Genomic DNA, 15,496 nt, shown 5'->3' with positions numbered 1-15,496 from the left:
CCCTTCATGCCTGATCCGTGCGCACTCATGGGTGCTTACCACTCTCCGGGTGCGTTTCTCCTCCGTCAACGGCGCGTGGGTGCGGGCCCGGACTCCGTCTTCGCACAGCCCGGCTTTCGGATACGGGAGCGGGCCTGAAATAGTTCCTCACGATGTTCGCCATCCCTAGACTCCCTCTGACGGGGGTAACTCGGGGGACAACTAGTGGGGCATGGAGTGCCGGAACTCGTACTGGAATTGAACGGAAGGACCTGGACCCTCGACCCGTCCAGGTCGTACACCCTGGGGCGGGATCCGCAGGGGGACATGGTGGTCGACGACGCCAGAGTCTCGTGGCGGCACGCCACGATCAGCTGGAGCGGCCGGAGTTGGTCCATTGAGGACCACGGCAGCACCAACGGCACCTATGTGCAGGGCCAGCGGATCCACCAGATGGAGATCGGCCCCGGCTCCTCGGTACACCTCGGCAACGCCACCGACGGCCCGCGGCTGAGCCTCACGGGCTCCGCGGCCGACGCGTACAGCGCCCAGGGCGCCGCTCCGCAGCAGGTCCCGCAGCAGGTCCCGCAGGCGGCCGCCCAGGCGCCGGCTCCGCAGTGGCAGCAGCAGGCTGCCCAGGCGCCGGCTCCGCAGTGGCAGCAGCAGGCCCCGGCGCCGCACCAGGCGCAGGTCCCGCACCAGCAGGGCCCCGCCGAACGCCTCGCACAGAAGGACCCGGGCATGGCGCCCCCGGTGTACGGCGACCGCAGCCCGACCACCTTCCACCAGTTCTCCCTCGGCCGTGTCATGCGCATCGGCCGTGCACTCGAGAACGAGCTCGTGGTCTCCGACCTGCAGGTCTCCCGCCACCACGCCGAGTTCCACGCCACGCCCGACGGCCGCTTCGAGATCCGCGACCTCGGTTCCCACAACGGCACCTATGTCAACGGCCAGCCGCTCGCCAAGTCCGGCTCGGCGCTCATCGGCCCGAACGACATCGTCGGTGTGGGCCACTCCACCTTCCGGCTCGTCGGCGACCGCCTCGAGGAGTTCGTCGACACCGGTGAGGTCACCTTCTCCGCCCGCCACCTCACGGTGACGGTCGACGGTGGCAAGCAGATCCTCAAGGACGTCTCGTTCGGTGTGCCGGAGAAGTCGCTGATCGGCGTCATCGGCCCCTCGGGCTCCGGCAAGTCGACGCTGCTGAAGGCGCTCACCGGCTACCGTCCCGCCAACGAGGGCGACGTCCTCTACGACAACCGCAGTCTCTACAAGCAGTTCGCCGAGCTGCGCCAGCGCATCGGTCTGGTCCCGCAGGACGACATCCTGCACAAGGAGCTGACCGTCCAGAAGGCCCTCAGGTACGCCGCGAAGCTCCGCTTCCCCGGTGACACCGCCGCGGCCGAGCGCGAGGCCCGCATCGACGAGGTGCTGCGCGAGCTCAAGCTCGACATCCACAAGGAGAAGAAGGTCACCTCCCTCTCCGGTGGCCAGCGCAAGCGTGTGTCCGTTGCCCTGGAGCTGCTGACCAAGCCCTCGCTGATATTCCTGGACGAGCCGACCTCCGGCCTCGACCCGGGCATGGACCGCGACGTCATGCAGCTGCTGCGCGGCCTCGCCGACGACGGCCGTACGGTCCTGGTGGTCACGCACTCGGTGGCCGAGCTCGGCCTGTGCGACAAGCTGCTGGTGATGGCCCCGGGCGGCGCGGTGGCCTACTTCGGCCCGCCCGAGGAGGCGCTCAACTTCTTCGGCTACGACACCTGGGCCGACGTCTTCTCCGCCTTCGAGAACTACCGCGACTACGACTGGGCGGGCCGCTGGAAGGGCTCGCAGCACTACCAGATGTACGCCGCGGACATCGATGCGGTTGCTGCACAGCCCGTACAGATGCCCCCGCAGGCCGCGGTCAAGCCGCCGAAGCCGCAGGGCTGGGGCTCCCAGCTGTGGACCCTGATCCGCCGCTACGCCTCGGTCATCGCGTCCGACAAGGGCTTCCTGGGCCTGATGGTGGTGCTGCCGGCCGTCCTCGGCGTGGTCAGCGTGGTCATCCCGGCCGACTTCGGTCTGGCGGCGCCGAAACCCCCGTCCCGGTTCAACGGCGACGCCGGCACGATCATGCTGATCCTCGCGGTCGGCATGTGCTTCTCGGGTGCCGCGAACTCGGTCCGAGAGCTGATCAAGGAACGGGTGATCTACGAACGGGAGCGGGCCACCGGTCTGTCCCGCTCGGCGTATCTGATGTCCAAGGTGATCGTGCTCGGCGTGATCACGGCCATCCAGGGCGTGATCATCTGCGCCATCGGTTTCGCCTCCCGCGAGCTGCCCGAAGAGGGCCTGGTCATGCCGCCTGCCGTCGAGCTCTGCGTCACGATCACCGCGCTCGGTTTCACCTCGATGATGTTCGGCCTGGTCATCTCCTCGCTGGTGAAGACCGCCGAGAAGACGATGCCGCTGCTGGTCATGTTCGCGATCGTCCAGGTCGTGTTCACCGGCATCCTCTTCCAGGTGTACGGCTCGCCCGGCCTGGAGCAGTTCGCCTGGCTCATGCCGTCCCGCTGGGCCATCGCCGGTGCCGGCGCCACTCTCGACCTGGGGCATCTGATGCCGCCGTGGGACCCGAAGAACCCCGGCGACCTGGATCCGCTGTGGGAGCACACGGCCGGTCAGTGGGGCGTCAACATCACCATCCTGCTGCTCATCGGCATCGCCTGCGGCTTCGCGGTGGCGCGTCTGCTGCGCCGTCATGAGCCCGAGGTCATGCGCAAGTAGGCACGGCCCGTACACGCGCCGAGGGCGGCACCCGCACGGGTGCCGCCCTTCGGCGTATGTGTGACGCCACACAGCCCTGAGGCCCTGAGGCCCGCAGCGTCCGTCAGTAGGCGCTGTTCACGTTGTCCATCGAGCCGTAGCGGTCGGCCGCGTAGTTGCAGGACGCGACGATGTTGGCGACCGGGTCGTACTGGTCCCAGGCGGTGCCGGGGACGTGGTACGCGTCGAAGGTGGGCTTGATGATCTGCAGCAGGCCCTTCGACGGGACGCCGTTGATGGCGTTGATGTCCCAGTTGTTGATCGCACGCGGGTTGCCGGAGGACTCGCGCATGATGTTGCGGTGGATGCCCTCGTAGGTGCCCGGGATGTTGTGCTTCTTCATGATGTCCATGGCCTCGCGGATCCAGCCGTCCAGGTTGTTCGCGTAGACGGGCTTACGGGCGGCGGCGCGGCTGGCGGCCTGCTCCACGGCGCGCTTCTTGGCAGCGGCCTTGGCGGCAGCGGCGGCCTTCGCCTTGGCGGCGGCCTGGGCCTCGGCCTTCGCCTTCAGCGCGGCGGCGGCGTCGGCCTTGGCCTTCGCCGCCAGCTTGGCCTGCGCGTCGACGAACGAGGACTGGTTGGCGATGCTCGCCTGCAGCGCGGCGGCCTTGGCCGTGTCGACACCGGTCGACCATGCGACGTTCGCGGAAGAGACAGCCTGCGTCTCCGCTTCGGCGGAAGCGTTGCCCGGGACGAGGGAGAACGCGAGAGCCGAGACGCCAACGGCGGCCACACCGGCGATCGAGAACTTGTGGGTCTTGGACAGACGAGCGGAACCGGAAGTGCGGGACGCGAACATGCGAGACGTACCTCTTCGAATAGCGGGAGTCGCGACGGCCGGGGTGGCTCAGCGCCATCTCGGCGGCGACGGACGCAATTCTTAGCGGCCGCAAAATCCTGTGGCAAAGGTGTGACGTACGATCCCACGTAGTAGAGCCGGAAGCCGCAAAATCGGACAAGTCACCCACACTGCCCTGCTCAGATGTCCTATATGTATCCACTAGCGAGCTTCGTAAGTGATGTGGGTCCTATGTCAGGGCTCACATCCGGGTCGAGGCGGCCTTACGCGGAGTTGCTCGCGCAATGCAATGTGTCACCGGTGTCATTCGGGAGGACGAGGTGCAGATCCCCGAACTCGTGCCAGAGGTAGAGACGCCGTAGTGCCTCGGCATAACCGGCCGCCAGGGCTTCGCGCCCGGCTATCGCCTCCAGCATCAGCAGATGCGAGGCCTCGGGCTCGTGCAGCCCGGTCAGCAGGCCGTCAACCGCCCGCACCCCACGTCCCGGGGTGACCACGAGACCGGTCCAGCCCGAGGCCGCCCGCACCACCCCGTCCGGCCCGGCCGCCGACTCCAGTGCCCGGACCGCCGTCGTCCCCACGGCGAGGATCCTCCCGCCGCCCGCACGGGCGGCGTTCACCAGCCATGCCGTCGTCGCAGGCACCTCGAAGCGCTCCGGGTACGGCGGCTCGTGCGCCTCCGCCGAGGCCACACCCGTGTGCAGGGTGATCGGGGCGAACTGCACCCCCCGGCGCACCAGCTCCGCCACCAGCCCTTCCGTGAACGGCCGGGCGGCGCTCGGCATCTCGGCGGAACCCGAGCCGTCGGACCCGGGCAGCGCGAACACCGTCTGGTACGCGGACAGCGGCTGATCACGCTCCGTGTAGCGGTACCGGATGGGCCTTCCGCAGCGGCTCATCAGCTCGGGAACGGAGACCGACACGGACGCCCACCACAGCCGGTCCGCGCCCGCGACCAGCTGCTCCTCCAGGCGCAGCACTCCACCGTCCGGCAGCCGTATCCGCGCCCCCGCCGGACCGCCGGCCCTGGGCAGCGTGCTGCCCGCCCCGTCCGGGGTGCGCAGCTCGACCGCCCAGCGGCCGTCGTCCCCGCGCAGGGAGAAGTGCACCACCAGCGGCTCCGCGCGCAGCCGACCGTCCACCGCGGCGGGCAGCGTCGGGGACCTGTTCACCACCAGGACGTCCCCGGCCCTCAGCAGCTCCGGCAGCTGCCGGAACGCATGGTGCGACACCGCTGTCCCGCGCGACACCATCAGCCGCACGTCGTCACGCCCGCTCCCGCGCACCTCGGCGGGTACGCGTGCCGACAGCTCGTCCGGCACCCGCAGCGCCTCCAGCACGTTCACCGGGCCCCCAGCAGCGAGGACGCCGTGTACCGTCCGCTGGCCGGACGTTCCTCCAGCAGCCCCAGGAATGCCGGGACCACGGACTGCGGGGCCGGCCGGGGCCCGTCGTCGCCGGGCACGGCGGCCGCGTACAGATCGGTCTGCATGTCCCCCGGATCCACCGTCCAGATCCGCAGCCACGGCTCCTCCACCGACAGGACCGCGGCGAGATGGTCCAGCGCGGCCTTCGACGCGCCGTATCCGCCCCATGTCTCGTACGCCTCCGCCGCGGCGTCGGAGCTCACCGCGATCACCGCACCCGGCGTGCCCGCGGAGCCCGCCCGCAGGAGCGGCAGAGCCTTCTGCACGAGCCCGAGCGCCGCCACCGCATTGGTCTCCAGCGCCACTCGCAGGCCCTCGAGCGGCAACTCCGCCAGCCGCAGCAGCGGCTCCGCGCCCAGTGCGCTCGCATTGCTGACCAGCAGATCGAGCGAGCCGAGGTCCCGGGCGGCGGACACCAGCTCCGCACGGTGCTCCGGATCCGTGACATCCCCGGGCAGTGCCACCACCCGGGTCCCGTACCGCTCCAGTTCGCCGGCGGTCCCCTCCAGTACCTTCGCCGTCCTCGCGTCCAGCACCAGATCCCACCCCCGCTGTGCGAGCGCCGCACCCAGCGCACGCCCCAGCCCCTTCGACGCACCCGTGATGATCGCGACAGGCATGCCGTCCATCCCCTCTGTCCCTCTGCGGCTCCGTTCCGGTGCACCCAGACTGGGGCCCCCGCCCTCCCCGCCGCCTCGTCCCCGGGCCCCTACCGGCCAGGGCATTTGGGCCTACGTCCCGGGTCCCGCACAGCGGCCGTCCACAGCCCGATACGCACGGTCACATCGCGCCGGTACGGTGATCCCATGAGCCATCGACCCAGCGCCGGCCTGGCCGCCGTGAGCACCGCTCTGCTCGCCATGAGCAGGCATCTCGAGGTACGCGACGTCCTCAAGACGATCGTGGCCTCGGCCCGCGAGCTGCTCGACGCCGAGTACGCGGCGCTGGGCGTGCCGGATGATCACGGAGGCTTCGCCCAGTTCGTCGTCGACGGCGTCAGCGACGAGCAGTGGCGGGCCATCGGGCCGCTCCCACGCCAGCACGGCATCCTCGCCGCGATGCTCAGGGATGCGAAGACCGAGCGGCTCGCGGATGTGCGCAAGGACCCCCGCTTCGAGGGCTGGCCCTCTGCGCACCCCGATATGTCGGACTTCCTGGGCGTTCCCATCAAGGACGGCGAAGAGACGATCGGCGCGCTCTTCCTCGCCAACAAGAGGTGCTCCCGGGGCACTGACGCACGGGAGGACAGCTGCAGATTCACCGCGGACGACGAGCAGCTGCTCTCGATCCTCGCCCAGCACGCCGCGATCGCCCTCACCAACGCCCGGCTGTACGAGCGGAGCCGCGAGCTCACCATCTCCGAGGAGCGCTCCCGGCTGGCCCATGAACTGCACGACGCCGTCAGTCAGAAGCTCTTCTCCCTGCGGCTGACCGCGCAGGCAGCCGCCACGCTGGTGGACCGGGACCCGGTACGGGCAAAGGGCGAGCTCCAGCAGGTCGCCGCACTCGCCGCCGAGGCCGCCGACGAACTGCGGGCGGCGGTCGTGGAGCTGCGCCCCGCCGCGCTCGACGAGGACGGCCTCGTCAACACGCTCCGTACGCAGATCCAGGTCCTCGACCGCGCCCACACCGCACGGGTCACCTTCGACGGCGGCGGGGTGCGCGCCCTGCCCGCGGCACAGGAGGAGGCCATGCTGCGGGTCGCCCAGGAGGCCCTGCACAACGCTCTGCGGCACGCGGGCGCCGGGCTGGTGGCCGTCAGCCTGGCCCGCCGCGGCCATGGCGCGGTCCTCAGCGTCAAGGACGACGGCAAGGGCTTCGAGCCCGGTTCCGTCCGCAGGGCCGGCCGCCACCTCGGCCTCGTCTCGATGCGCGACCGGGCGAGCGGAGTCGGCGGCACACTCACGGTGGAGTCGACGCCCGGCAAGGGCACGACGATCGAGATGGAGGTCCCCGGTGGCTGACAGGACTATCCGTGTGCTGCTGGTCGACGACCACCAGGTCGTCCGGCGGGGCCTGCGCACCTTCCTCGAGGTGCAGGACGACATCGAGGTGGTGGGGGAGGCCGGGGACGGAGCCGAGGGCGTGGCCCGTGCCGAGGAGCTGAAGCCGGACGTCGTCCTGATGGACGTGAAGATGCCGGGCACCGACGGGATCGAGGCTCTGCGCAAGCTCCGCGCCCTCGACAACCCGGCGAAGGTGCTCGTGGTCACGAGCTTCACCGAGCAGCGGACCGTGGTCCCCGCGCTGCGCGCGGGAGCCTCCGGCTACGTCTACAAGGACGTGGACCCCGACGCACTGGCCGGCGCCATCCGCTCGGTGCACGCGGGCCATGTGCTGCTGCAGCCCGAGGTCGCCGTGGCACTGCTCTCCCAGGACGACCTCGGCACCGGGCCGGGCCGGGGCACATCACTGACCGAGCGGGAACGCGAGGTGCTCGGTCTGATCGCCGACGGCCGCTCCAACCGCGAGATCGCCCGCGCCCTGGTCCTCTCCGAGAAGACCGTGAAGACCCATGTGTCGAACATTCTGATGAAGCTGGATCTGGCGGACCGGACACAGGCGGCGCTCTGGGCGGTGCGCCATGGGCTCGCCGGCTGATCAGAACGTTTCAGCAGGTAGCCGGTGCGCCGACCGGGCCGGTTCCCGCGCAGTGTGAGATTCATACCGTCGTGTGTATGTCGCCCATACGGCGTATCCGGACGGGCGGGCCGACGTTCTTCATGGCGTGCTGCGGCGATCCCGCTGCAGCGAGACCAGGAGGATCGTGAAGTGAAGAACCTGAAGAAGGCCGTTGCCGTCTCCATGGTCGCCGGTGGCCTCGTCGCTGCTGCGGCCGGTGCCGCATCCGCGACCAGCGCGCACGCGGGCGGCCAGGCCGTGAACTCCCCGGGTGTCGGCTCCGGCAACCTGATTCAGGCCCCGGTCCACGTCCCCGTCAACGCCGTGGGCAACACCGTCAACGTCATCGGCGCGCTCAACCCGGCCTTCGGCAACCTGGGCGTCAACGGCTGATCGAGCACCGCCGGGACTCCCTCTTGCAGGAGTGACCACCGGACCCCGGGCGACCTCGCCCGGGGTCCGGTCGCGTCATGGCCTGTCCCGCTCGCGCTCCTCCACATACGCGTTGTACGCCGCCACCTGGGCGCGCCGGGCCACCCGCTCCACCGGCCGCAGCGCCGCGCCCCGCGCCGCCATCTCGGAGGCGCTCACCGCTCCGCCGTGTCCGTTGTCGTAGGCCAGCGAGATCAGCAGCCCGACCCGCTGTGCCAGCTCCAGCACCCGTGCCGCACGCGGCGGATACCCGGGGGCCAGCACCTCCCGCCCCGCGCCCGTCTCGGCCCGTGCGCGGTATGCGTCCATCGCGGCCTCCGCCACCGGGCCCGACCCGGCCACATCGAGCCGCGACAGCACCGCTGTCGCCTCCCGCAGGGCCTCCGCGAGCTCCCGCTCGGCCTCCCCGAGCGAGGGCACATCGGCAGGAGGAGCCTCCCGTACCGGCAGACAGTGCCAGACCACCTGCACATGCACATCGCCGGCCGGCCCCGCCTCGTGCACCTCCGGCACCAGCCCGTACGCCGCACCGTGGCCGACGACGGCCTCCTCGGCCTCCAGGGCCCGCGCATTGAAGTCGGGCGGCCCGCTGAGCCCCAGCGGATGTCCCGGCGCCGGCAGCGCGACGCGGAAGCCGCTCACACCGAGCCCGCGCAGCCGCCCCAGCGCCAGCGAGAGCCCGACCGGGCCCGGTTCGCCCGGCAGGCCCTCCACACGGTGCACCGCGTCGTCACCGACGATCGCCTGCACCGCGTCATCGGGTGATACAAACCCAGCCAACAGGGCATTTCCCCATGAGGCCAGTCGTCCTGAGCGAGGTTCCGAGAGCATGGACCCAGCCTAGGTACCGGACCGGGCCGTCGGCGCACCCGGCCGGTGGCGTAGGTTTTCCCTGGGAGCTGCGCCCACGGGCACACCGGACTCCCGAGACCTCTCGACGATTGCATGGGGAGACAACGCGCTCATGAGCGATGTACTGGAGCTGGTGGACGTATCCGTGGTCCGCGAGGGACGCGCTCTGGTGGACGACGTCTCCTGGTCGGTCAAGGAGGGCGAGCGCTGGGTGATCCTCGGACCCAACGGTGCGGGCAAGACCACCCTCCTCAACATCGCCTCCAGCTACCTCTTCCCCACCACCGGGTCCGCGACCGTTCTCGGTGACCGGCTCGGCAAGGTCGACGTCTTCGAGCTCCGCCCCCGTATCGGCATGGCCGGTATCGCCATGGCCGAGAAGCTGCCCAAGCGCCAGACCGTGCTGGAAACCGTCCTCACCGCCGCCTACGGCATGACCGCCACCTGGCACGAGGACTACGACGCCGTCGACGAGGAGCGCGCCCGCGCCTTCCTCGACCGCCTCGGGATGTCCGACTACCTCGAGCGCAAGTTCGGCACCCTCTCCGAGGGCGAGCGCAAGCGCACCCTCATCGCCCGCGCACTGATGACCGACCCGGAGCTGCTCCTCCTCGACGAGCCCGCGGCGGGACTCGACCTCGGCGGTCGTGAGGACCTGGTGCGCCGGCTCGGACGGCTCGCGCGCGACCCGTACGCGCCCTCAATGATCATGGTCACCCACCATGTCGAGGAGATCGCGCCCGGCTTCACCCATGTTCTGATGATCCGTCAGGGCAAGGTCCTCGCGGCCGGCCCCATGGAGACCGAGCTGACGTCCCGCAACCTCTCCCTCTGCTTCGGCCTGCCGCTCCTCGTCGAGCGCAACGGCGACCGCTGGACCGCCCAGGGGCTCCCGCTCTCCTGATCCCGCCCGGTACGGAAGGCAGTTCGCGAGCGTTCGCGCCCTGTCGGGGCGGCGTTCTCGGAATTACCATGCCCATGTGGACATCGACGCTTGGGTGTGGTGGCTCATCGCAGCAGTCGGACTGGGCATCCCGCTCGTCCTCACCGCCATGCCCGAATTCGGCATGCTCTCCGCCGGAGCCGTGGCGGGAGCCGTCACCGCGGCCCTGGGCTTCGGCCTGGTGGCACAAGTGGTGGTCTTCGCCGCGGTGTCGGTCGCGCTCATCGCGGTCGTACGGCCCATCGCGGCGCGGCACAGCGCGCAGTTTCCCCGACTCGCCACCGGAGTCGACGCACTGAGAGGCCGTCAGGCCGTCGTACTGGAACGCGTCGACGCCAACGGAGGCCGGATCAAGCTCGCCGGCGAGGTCTGGTCGGCGCGCGCACTCGACACCGAACGGGCCTTCGACCCCGGCGAACAGGTCGACGTCGTCGAGATCGACGGAGCGACAGCCGTGGTGATGTGACCATTCGTCATGAGTATGTGACCGAACCACTCCCACGACCACCCGCGGTCTGGGAAGCTTGATCATCAGACTCGTCCGGCAGCGAAGGGCACGGGAAGCACGATGCCATCGATCATCATCGTCCTGATCATTCTGGTGGTGCTTGTCTTCATCGCCCTGATCAAGACGATCCAGGTCATCCCGCAGGCCAGCGCCGCCATCGTCGAACGATTCGGCCGCTACACCCGCACCCTCAACGCGGGCCTGAACATCGTCGTCCCGTTCATCGACTCGATCCGCAACCGGATCGACCTGCGTGAACAGGTCGTCCCGTTCCCGCCCCAGCCGGTGATCACCCAGGACAACCTCGTCGTCAACATCGACACCGTCATCTACTACCAGGTGACCGACGCACGCGCGGCGACATACGAAGTCGCCAGCTACATCCAGGCGATCGAGCAGCTCACCGTCACCACGCTGCGCAACATCATCGGTGGCATGGACCTGGAGCGGACCCTCACCTCCCGTGAGGAAATCAACGCGGCCCTGCGCGGCGTCCTCGACGAGGCCACCGGCAAGTGGGGCATCCGTGTCAACCGCGTCGAGCTGAAGGCCATCGAGCCCCCGACCTCCATCCAGGACTCGATGGAGAAGCAGATGCGCGCCGACCGTGACAAGCGCGCCGCGATCCTCACCGCCGAAGGCATCCGCCAGTCCCAGATCCTCACCGCCGAAGGCGAGAAGCAGTCGGCCATCCTTCGTGCCGAGGGTGAGGCCAAGGCCGCCGCCCTGCGTGCCGAGGGCGAGGCCCAGGCCATCCGTACGGTCTTCGAGTCCATCCACGCCGGCGACCCGGACCAGAAGCTGCTTTCGTACCAGTACCTCCAGATGCTCCCGAAGATCGCCGAGGGCGACGCCAACAAGCTCTGGATCGTGCCCAGCGAGATCGGGGACGCACTCAAGGGCCTCTCGGGCGCCATCGGAAGCTTCGGCGGCCCCCTCTCCGGCAACAACGGCAACAACGGGGGCAACATCCCGCCGCAGGGCGGCGGTACGGAACGACGCGAGCAGCCCCCGATCGACTGACACCTACACGCAGTCGGGCATGATCGGTGCGGCCCCTCGACCTCCATGGCGGGGAGGCGACACACTGATCATGTGAGGAGATGGCTTTGTCCATCTGGGAAGTACTCGCAGTCTTCGCCGCCGGTACGGCAGCCGGCACCATCAACGCCATCGTCGGTTCAGGAACGCTCATCACCTTCCCGGTACTCCTGGCCACCGGCCTCCCACCGGTCACCGCGACGGTGTCGAACGCCCTCGGCCTGATACCGGGGGCGATCAGCGGGGCCATCGGCTACCGCAAGGAGCTCAGGGGCCAGCGCCGCCGCGTCCTGCGCCTCGGCCTCGCCTCGCTCATCGGCGGCCTCGGCGGGGCGATGCTTCTGCTCCTGCTGCCCTCGACGGCCTTCGAGACGATCGTCCCCGTCCTGGTCGCGCTCGCCCTCGTACTCGTGATCCTGCAACCCCGGATCTCCAAGGCCGTGCAGCGCCGCCGCGAACACGGCGGAACAGAGGACCCCCACCCCGACGGCGGGCCGCTCCTCTTCATCACCCTGATGCTCGCCAGCGTCTACGGCGGCTACTTCACCGCCGCCCAGGGCGTCATGTATCTGTCCCTGATGGGCATCCTGCTCAACGACACCCTCCAGCGCCTCAACGCCGTGAAGAACGTCCTCGCCGCGATCGTCAACAGCGTTGCCGCGCTCTTCTTCGTCTTCGTCGCCGACATCGACTGGACCGCGGCCCTGCTCATCGCGGTCGGTTCGACCATCGGCGGCCAGATCGGTGCCAAGGTCGGCCGCAAGCTCTCTCCGGTGGTGCTGCGAACCGTGATCGTGCTCGTGGGCACGCTCGCCATCGTCCAGCTGGTGCTGCGCTGACGGACGGAAGCCCGCCTCCTGAGGAGGCGGGCTTCCCGGCCCTTGCCCGTCCCCGCGCTGCTTCCGCAATGCCGGATCCGCGCGCCCGTCCCAGCCGCTGAGGGCTGTCCCGCAACCCCCGGCGGCGCACGACGGCAGCACCAGGTAGTGAGGGACGGCCCTCAGGCCGCCGACCGGGCGACAGGCTCCGGCACTTGCTGCCCCGCCAGCCACTCGGGCAGTGCCGACCGCTCACCCGACCGCAGTGCCAGCAGCATCGCATCCGCCGGAGTCGGGACGAAGGGCTCGTGCAGCAGCGGCATGCCCGCCTGCTCCGGAGTACGGTCCGCCTTGCGGTGGTTGTCCTCGGCGCAGGAGGCGACCGTGTTCAGCCAGCTGTCCGCACCGCCCCGCGAGCGCGGCACCACGTGGTCCACGGTCGTGGCGCGCCTTCCGCAGTAGGCGCACCGGTGCTGGTCACGCACCAGCACACCCCGTCTCGACCATGGCGCCTGTCTTCGGAACGGCACCCGTACGTATCTGCACAGCCTGATCACCCGGGGCACCGGAAGCTCCACCGCGGCCGCACGGACAAGGAGTGCGGGGTGGGCCTGCTCGACGACGGCCTTGTCCTGCAGCACCAGCACCACCGCACGGTTGAGTGTCACCGTCGACAGTGGCTCGAAGCTCGCATTCAGTACCAGTGTGTCCCGCATTGTGCCCACCTCCCGTGTGCCGGCCCAGCCCTTGTGGCGGGCTCTGGGCTGGGATCAACTCTGGCCGGGCACGCCGCGATGGACAACGCAATATCCGCGCACAACGAAAGATGCCCGCTCCTGGTCTCTCCAAGACCAGGAGCGGGCAAACAACCGGCGAAGCCTCGGGGCGCTACCCGCGGTTCTCGTACTCGCCGACGAGCTGAGCGCGCGCCAGCGCATGGAACCGCAGGTTGAAGCCCACGGCCGCCGGCGACGCATCGTCATCCGGACCGAGCTTCTCCTTGTCCACCGCGTACACGGTGAAGACATAGCGGTGCGGACCGTCTCCGGGAGGCGGCGCGGCCCCGCCGAAGTCCTTCGACCCGTAGTCGTTGCGGACGTGGACGGCACCTTCCGGCAGCCCGTCGAACTTTCCGCTGCCCGCACCCGCCGGCAGCTCCGTCACCGATGCCGGGATGTCGAACAGCACCCAGTGCCAGAAGCCGCTGCCCGTCGGCGCGTCCGGGTCGAAGCACGTCACCGCGAAGCTCTTCGTCTCCGCAGGGAAGCCCTCCCATCGCAGTGCCGGAGAGGTGTTGCCACCCGAGTGGACCTGGGCGTCCTTCAGGGATGCCCCGGCCTCGATGTCGGCACTCGTCACCGTGAACGACGGCACCGGCGGGTGGAAGTCATGAGGCAGCGGAGCCCTCTTCGCCTCGGTCACGTCTGAACCTCCGAATCGGCGTTCCTGCGCTTTACGCGCCTACGGCACCGAGCCTAGAGCCAGTTACGACGGCCGCTGACATCGGCGAGCCACTGGTTGAGGTAGGCGGCGTAATCCGTCCCCTGGAAGTTGTGCAGGTCCACCTGGAATGCGCGGTAGGAGTCGCTGCCCTCGCTGAACAGCCCGGGCTTCTTGTCCATCTCGAGCACGACGTCCATCTCCCGGTTGTCGGCGATGAAGGTCAGCTCGACCTGGTTCAGGCCCCGGTACTGCTGCGGCGGGTAGAACTCGATCTCCTGGTAGAACGGAAGCCGCTGCCGGGTCCCGCGGATGTGCCCGCGCTCCATGTCGGCGCTCTTGAAACGGAAGCCCAGCTGGATGAACGCATCGAGGATCGCCTGCTGAGCGGGCAGCGGGTGCACATTGATCGGGTCCAGGTCACCGGAGTCGACGGCCCGGGCGATCTCCAGCTCGGTGGTCACACCGATGTTCATCCCGTGCAGCCGCTGACCGGCGATCGTCGTGACCGGCGTCTCCCAGGGGATCTCCAGCCCGAACGGCACCACGTGCACCGCCCCGGCCTGCACCTCGAACGCGCCTCCGAGACGCTGCTTGGTGAACTCGATGTCCTGCTTGACCTCCTGGTCGCCGCCCTCCACCTCGACGCGCGCCTGCAGACCGACGGAGAGCCCCTCGATCTGCTGGTTCACCGAACCACCCTGGATCCGCACCTCACCCTGGACGACACCGCCCGGGACGACGTTCGCCTCGGTCAGCTCCGTCTCGACGGACGCACCGCCGGCTCCCAGGCTTGCGAGCATCTTCTTGAAGCCCATGTTCACTCCTTCTTGGTTCTGACCCCTACATACGCGCGAAGACGGTAGCCGGTTCCCTGCTGAGGGCGAGTACCCTCTCACGGCATGATCGAGAGCCCCGACCGTATGCCGCTGCCCCGGGACTTCTTCGACCGCCCCGTACTCGACGTCGCCCCCGACCTTCTCGGCCGCACGCTGGTACGGCTGACCGACGACGGCCCGGTCGAACTGCGGCTGACAGAGGTAGAGGCATACGCGGGCCAGGCCGACCCCGGCTCGCATGCCTATCGAGGCCGCACCGCCCGCAACGGAGTGATGTTCGGTCCGCCCGGACACGCGTACGTCTACTTCACCTACGGCATGTGGCACTGCCTCAATCTGGTGTGCGGCCCCGAGGGAACCGCGAGCGGAGTCCTGCTGCGTGCCGGAGAGATCACCGTGGGTGCCGAGCTCGCCCGCAAACGTCGAATCTCGGCCCGGAATGACAAGGAACTGGCCAAAGGTCCGGCCCGGCTGGCAACGGCCCTCGACGTCGACCGAGTCCTGGACGGCGCCGACGTCTGCGCCGGCCCCGGCGCCCCGCTGCGCATCCTCACCGGCACGCCTGTCACCCCTGACCAGGTACGCAACGGTCCTCGCACTGGAGTGGGCGGTGAGGGCGCAGATCATCCCTGGCGTTACTGGATCCTCGACGACCCCACGGTGAGCCCCTATCGAGCCCACACGCCGCGTCGTAGATCAACTTGACTCGGCGTTTGGGGATGCCTAACGTAGTCCGAGCCGCCTGAAAAGGGACTGCTGTTCTACAGCCCCCGAAGCGGCCATCCACTACCTACGACGAACCCCCAACGGGTGGCAATTTCGGCATGCCGAAATTCAGCTCGGTCGACTCGATTATGAGCGGTCAGGGAAATCGGCTAACGTAGTGAACACGCCGAAAGGCAAAGGCCCTCCAACGGCCACCGGAAACAGAATCCGAACCGGAAACGGAACGGAAAATGAATCTGGTAGGGTTGGAAACAACGAA

General features: G+C 69.2%; 16 protein-coding genes. 9 read left to right on the top strand and 7 right to left on the bottom strand.

The window, feature by feature from the left end:
* Positions 1–204 precede the first annotated feature (204 nt).
* Positions 205–2,751 (top strand): ABC transporter ATP-binding protein/permease, encoded by a 2,547-nt coding sequence (locus AC068D_RS13585; protein WP_478823174.1) that lies wholly within the window; start codon positions 205–207, stop codon positions 2,749–2,751.
* A 103-nt stretch (positions 2,752–2,854) separates the two neighbouring features.
* On the opposite strand, the gene AC068D_RS13580 is transcribed toward AC068D_RS13585, so the two are convergent.
* The 3 genes from AC068D_RS13580 to AC068D_RS13570 all read right to left on the bottom strand — a co-directional run bounded on the left by AC068D_RS13580 (position 2,855) and on the right by AC068D_RS13570 (position 5,636).
* Positions 2,855–3,589: a transglycosylase SLT domain-containing protein gene (locus AC068D_RS13580; RefSeq protein WP_478823173.1), complete on the bottom strand. Its 735-nt coding sequence runs from the start codon at positions 3,587–3,589 to the stop codon at positions 2,855–2,857.
* A 263-nt stretch (positions 3,590–3,852) separates the two neighbouring features.
* On the bottom strand, positions 3,853–4,935 hold the full coding sequence (locus AC068D_RS13575; RefSeq protein ID WP_478823172.1) for an S-adenosylmethionine:tRNA ribosyltransferase-isomerase: 1,083 nt from the start codon (positions 4,933–4,935) through the stop codon (positions 3,853–3,855).
* Positions 4,932–5,636 (bottom strand): SDR family NAD(P)-dependent oxidoreductase, encoded by a 705-nt coding sequence (locus tag AC068D_RS13570; RefSeq protein WP_478823171.1) that lies wholly within the window; start codon positions 5,634–5,636, stop codon positions 4,932–4,934. Before AC068D_RS13570 ends, AC068D_RS13575 begins: the two co-directional genes overlap by 4 nt.
* Before the next feature lie 186 nt (positions 5,637–5,822).
* On the opposite strand from AC068D_RS13570, the gene AC068D_RS13565 reads away from it, so the two are divergent.
* From AC068D_RS13565 to AC068D_RS13555, 3 genes are all read left to right on the top strand, one after another.
* On the top strand, positions 5,823–6,980 hold the full coding sequence (locus AC068D_RS13565) for a GAF domain-containing sensor histidine kinase (RefSeq protein ID WP_478823170.1): 1,158 nt from the start codon (positions 5,823–5,825) through the stop codon (positions 6,978–6,980).
* A complete protein-coding gene (locus tag AC068D_RS13560; protein WP_478823169.1) occupies positions 6,973–7,617 on the top strand; it encodes a response regulator in 645 nt (214 codons plus the stop codon). Before AC068D_RS13565 ends, AC068D_RS13560 begins: the two co-directional genes overlap by 8 nt.
* Before the next feature lie 171 nt (positions 7,618–7,788).
* Complete coding sequence (locus AC068D_RS13555; RefSeq protein WP_478823168.1) at positions 7,789–8,031, top strand: chaplin; 243 nt, start codon at positions 7,789–7,791, stop codon at positions 8,029–8,031.
* Between the two features lie 75 nt (positions 8,032–8,106).
* Here AC068D_RS13555 and AC068D_RS13550 read toward each other — a convergent pair whose 3' ends face one another.
* Positions 8,107–8,901, bottom strand: a complete 795-nt coding sequence (locus AC068D_RS13550) for a hypothetical protein (protein WP_478823167.1) — start codon at positions 8,899–8,901, stop codon at positions 8,107–8,109.
* Positions 8,902–9,034: 133 nt separating this feature from the next.
* Here AC068D_RS13550 and AC068D_RS13545 point away from each other — a divergent pair, with 133 nt between their 5' ends.
* The 4 genes from AC068D_RS13545 (at position 9,035) to AC068D_RS13530 (ending at position 12,253) form a co-directional block, all read left to right on the top strand.
* Positions 9,035–9,826, top strand: coding sequence for an ABC transporter ATP-binding protein (locus AC068D_RS13545; protein WP_478823166.1), 792 nt, complete (start codon positions 9,035–9,037; stop codon positions 9,824–9,826).
* A 76-nt stretch (positions 9,827–9,902) separates the two neighbouring features.
* A complete protein-coding gene (locus tag AC068D_RS13540; protein WP_478823165.1) occupies positions 9,903–10,331 on the top strand; it encodes an NfeD family protein in 429 nt (142 codons plus the stop codon).
* A 102-nt stretch (positions 10,332–10,433) separates the two neighbouring features.
* Entirely contained in the window at positions 10,434–11,396 is a 963-nt protein-coding gene (locus AC068D_RS13535) for an SPFH domain-containing protein (protein WP_478823164.1), read from the top strand.
* Positions 11,397–11,476: 80 nt separating this feature from the next.
* Positions 11,477–12,253, top strand: coding sequence for a sulfite exporter TauE/SafE family protein (locus AC068D_RS13530; protein ID WP_478823163.1), 777 nt, complete (start codon positions 11,477–11,479; stop codon positions 12,251–12,253).
* A gap of 161 nt (positions 12,254–12,414) precedes the next feature.
* Here AC068D_RS13530 and AC068D_RS13525 read toward each other — a convergent pair whose 3' ends face one another.
* The 3 genes from AC068D_RS13525 to AC068D_RS13515 form a co-directional block, all read right to left on the bottom strand.
* On the bottom strand, positions 12,415–12,948 hold the full coding sequence (locus AC068D_RS13525) for an HNH endonuclease (RefSeq protein WP_478823162.1): 534 nt from the start codon (positions 12,946–12,948) through the stop codon (positions 12,415–12,417).
* Between the two features lie 172 nt (positions 12,949–13,120).
* Positions 13,121–13,654 carry a YbhB/YbcL family Raf kinase inhibitor-like protein gene (locus tag AC068D_RS13520; protein WP_478823161.1) on the bottom strand — a complete coding sequence of 178 codons (534 nt, stop codon included), beginning with the start codon at positions 13,652–13,654 and terminating at the stop codon, positions 13,121–13,123.
* 53 nt (positions 13,655–13,707) lie between these two features.
* Positions 13,708–14,490: a sporulation protein gene (locus AC068D_RS13515; RefSeq protein ID WP_478823160.1), complete on the bottom strand. Its 783-nt coding sequence runs from the start codon at positions 14,488–14,490 to the stop codon at positions 13,708–13,710.
* 84 nt (positions 14,491–14,574) lie between these two features.
* On the opposite strand from AC068D_RS13515, the gene AC068D_RS13510 reads away from it, so the two are divergent.
* Positions 14,575–15,216, top strand: a complete 642-nt coding sequence (locus tag AC068D_RS13510; RefSeq protein ID WP_478823159.1) for a DNA-3-methyladenine glycosylase — start codon at positions 14,575–14,577, stop codon at positions 15,214–15,216.
* Positions 15,217–15,496 lie beyond the last annotated feature (280 nt).

This window comes from Streptomyces sp. NPDC043861, assembly GCF_056435905.1.
The sequence above is the reverse complement of the archived record's forward strand: the minus strand, read 5'-3'. Positions and strand labels throughout refer to the sequence as shown.

Coding starts and splice junctions, on each gene's coding strand:
- AC068D_RS13580 (WP_478823173.1), bottom strand. CDS start 3,589: ATGTTCGCGTCCCGCACTTCCGGTTCCGCTCGTCTGTCCAAGACCCAC.
- AC068D_RS13515 (WP_478823160.1), bottom strand. CDS start 14,490: ATGGGCTTCAAGAAGATGCTCGCAAGCCTGGGAGCCGGCGGTGCGTCC.
- AC068D_RS13510 (WP_478823159.1), top strand. CDS start 14,575: ATGATCGAGAGCCCCGACCGTATGCCGCTGCCCCGGGACTTCTTCGAC.
- AC068D_RS13535 (WP_478823164.1), top strand. CDS start 10,434: ATGCCATCGATCATCATCGTCCTGATCATTCTGGTGGTGCTTGTCTTC.
- AC068D_RS13550 (WP_478823167.1), bottom strand. CDS start 8,901: ATGCTCTCGGAACCTCGCTCAGGACGACTGGCCTCATGGGGAAATGCC.
- AC068D_RS13525 (WP_478823162.1), bottom strand. CDS start 12,948: ATGCGGGACACACTGGTACTGAATGCGAGCTTCGAGCCACTGTCGACG.
- AC068D_RS13545 (WP_478823166.1), top strand. CDS start 9,035: ATGAGCGATGTACTGGAGCTGGTGGACGTATCCGTGGTCCGCGAGGGA.
- AC068D_RS13530 (WP_478823163.1), top strand. CDS start 11,477: ATGGCTTTGTCCATCTGGGAAGTACTCGCAGTCTTCGCCGCCGGTACG.
- AC068D_RS13565 (WP_478823170.1), top strand. CDS start 5,823: ATGAGCCATCGACCCAGCGCCGGCCTGGCCGCCGTGAGCACCGCTCTG.
- AC068D_RS13570 (WP_478823171.1), bottom strand. CDS start 5,636: ATGCCTGTCGCGATCATCACGGGTGCGTCGAAGGGGCTGGGGCGTGCG.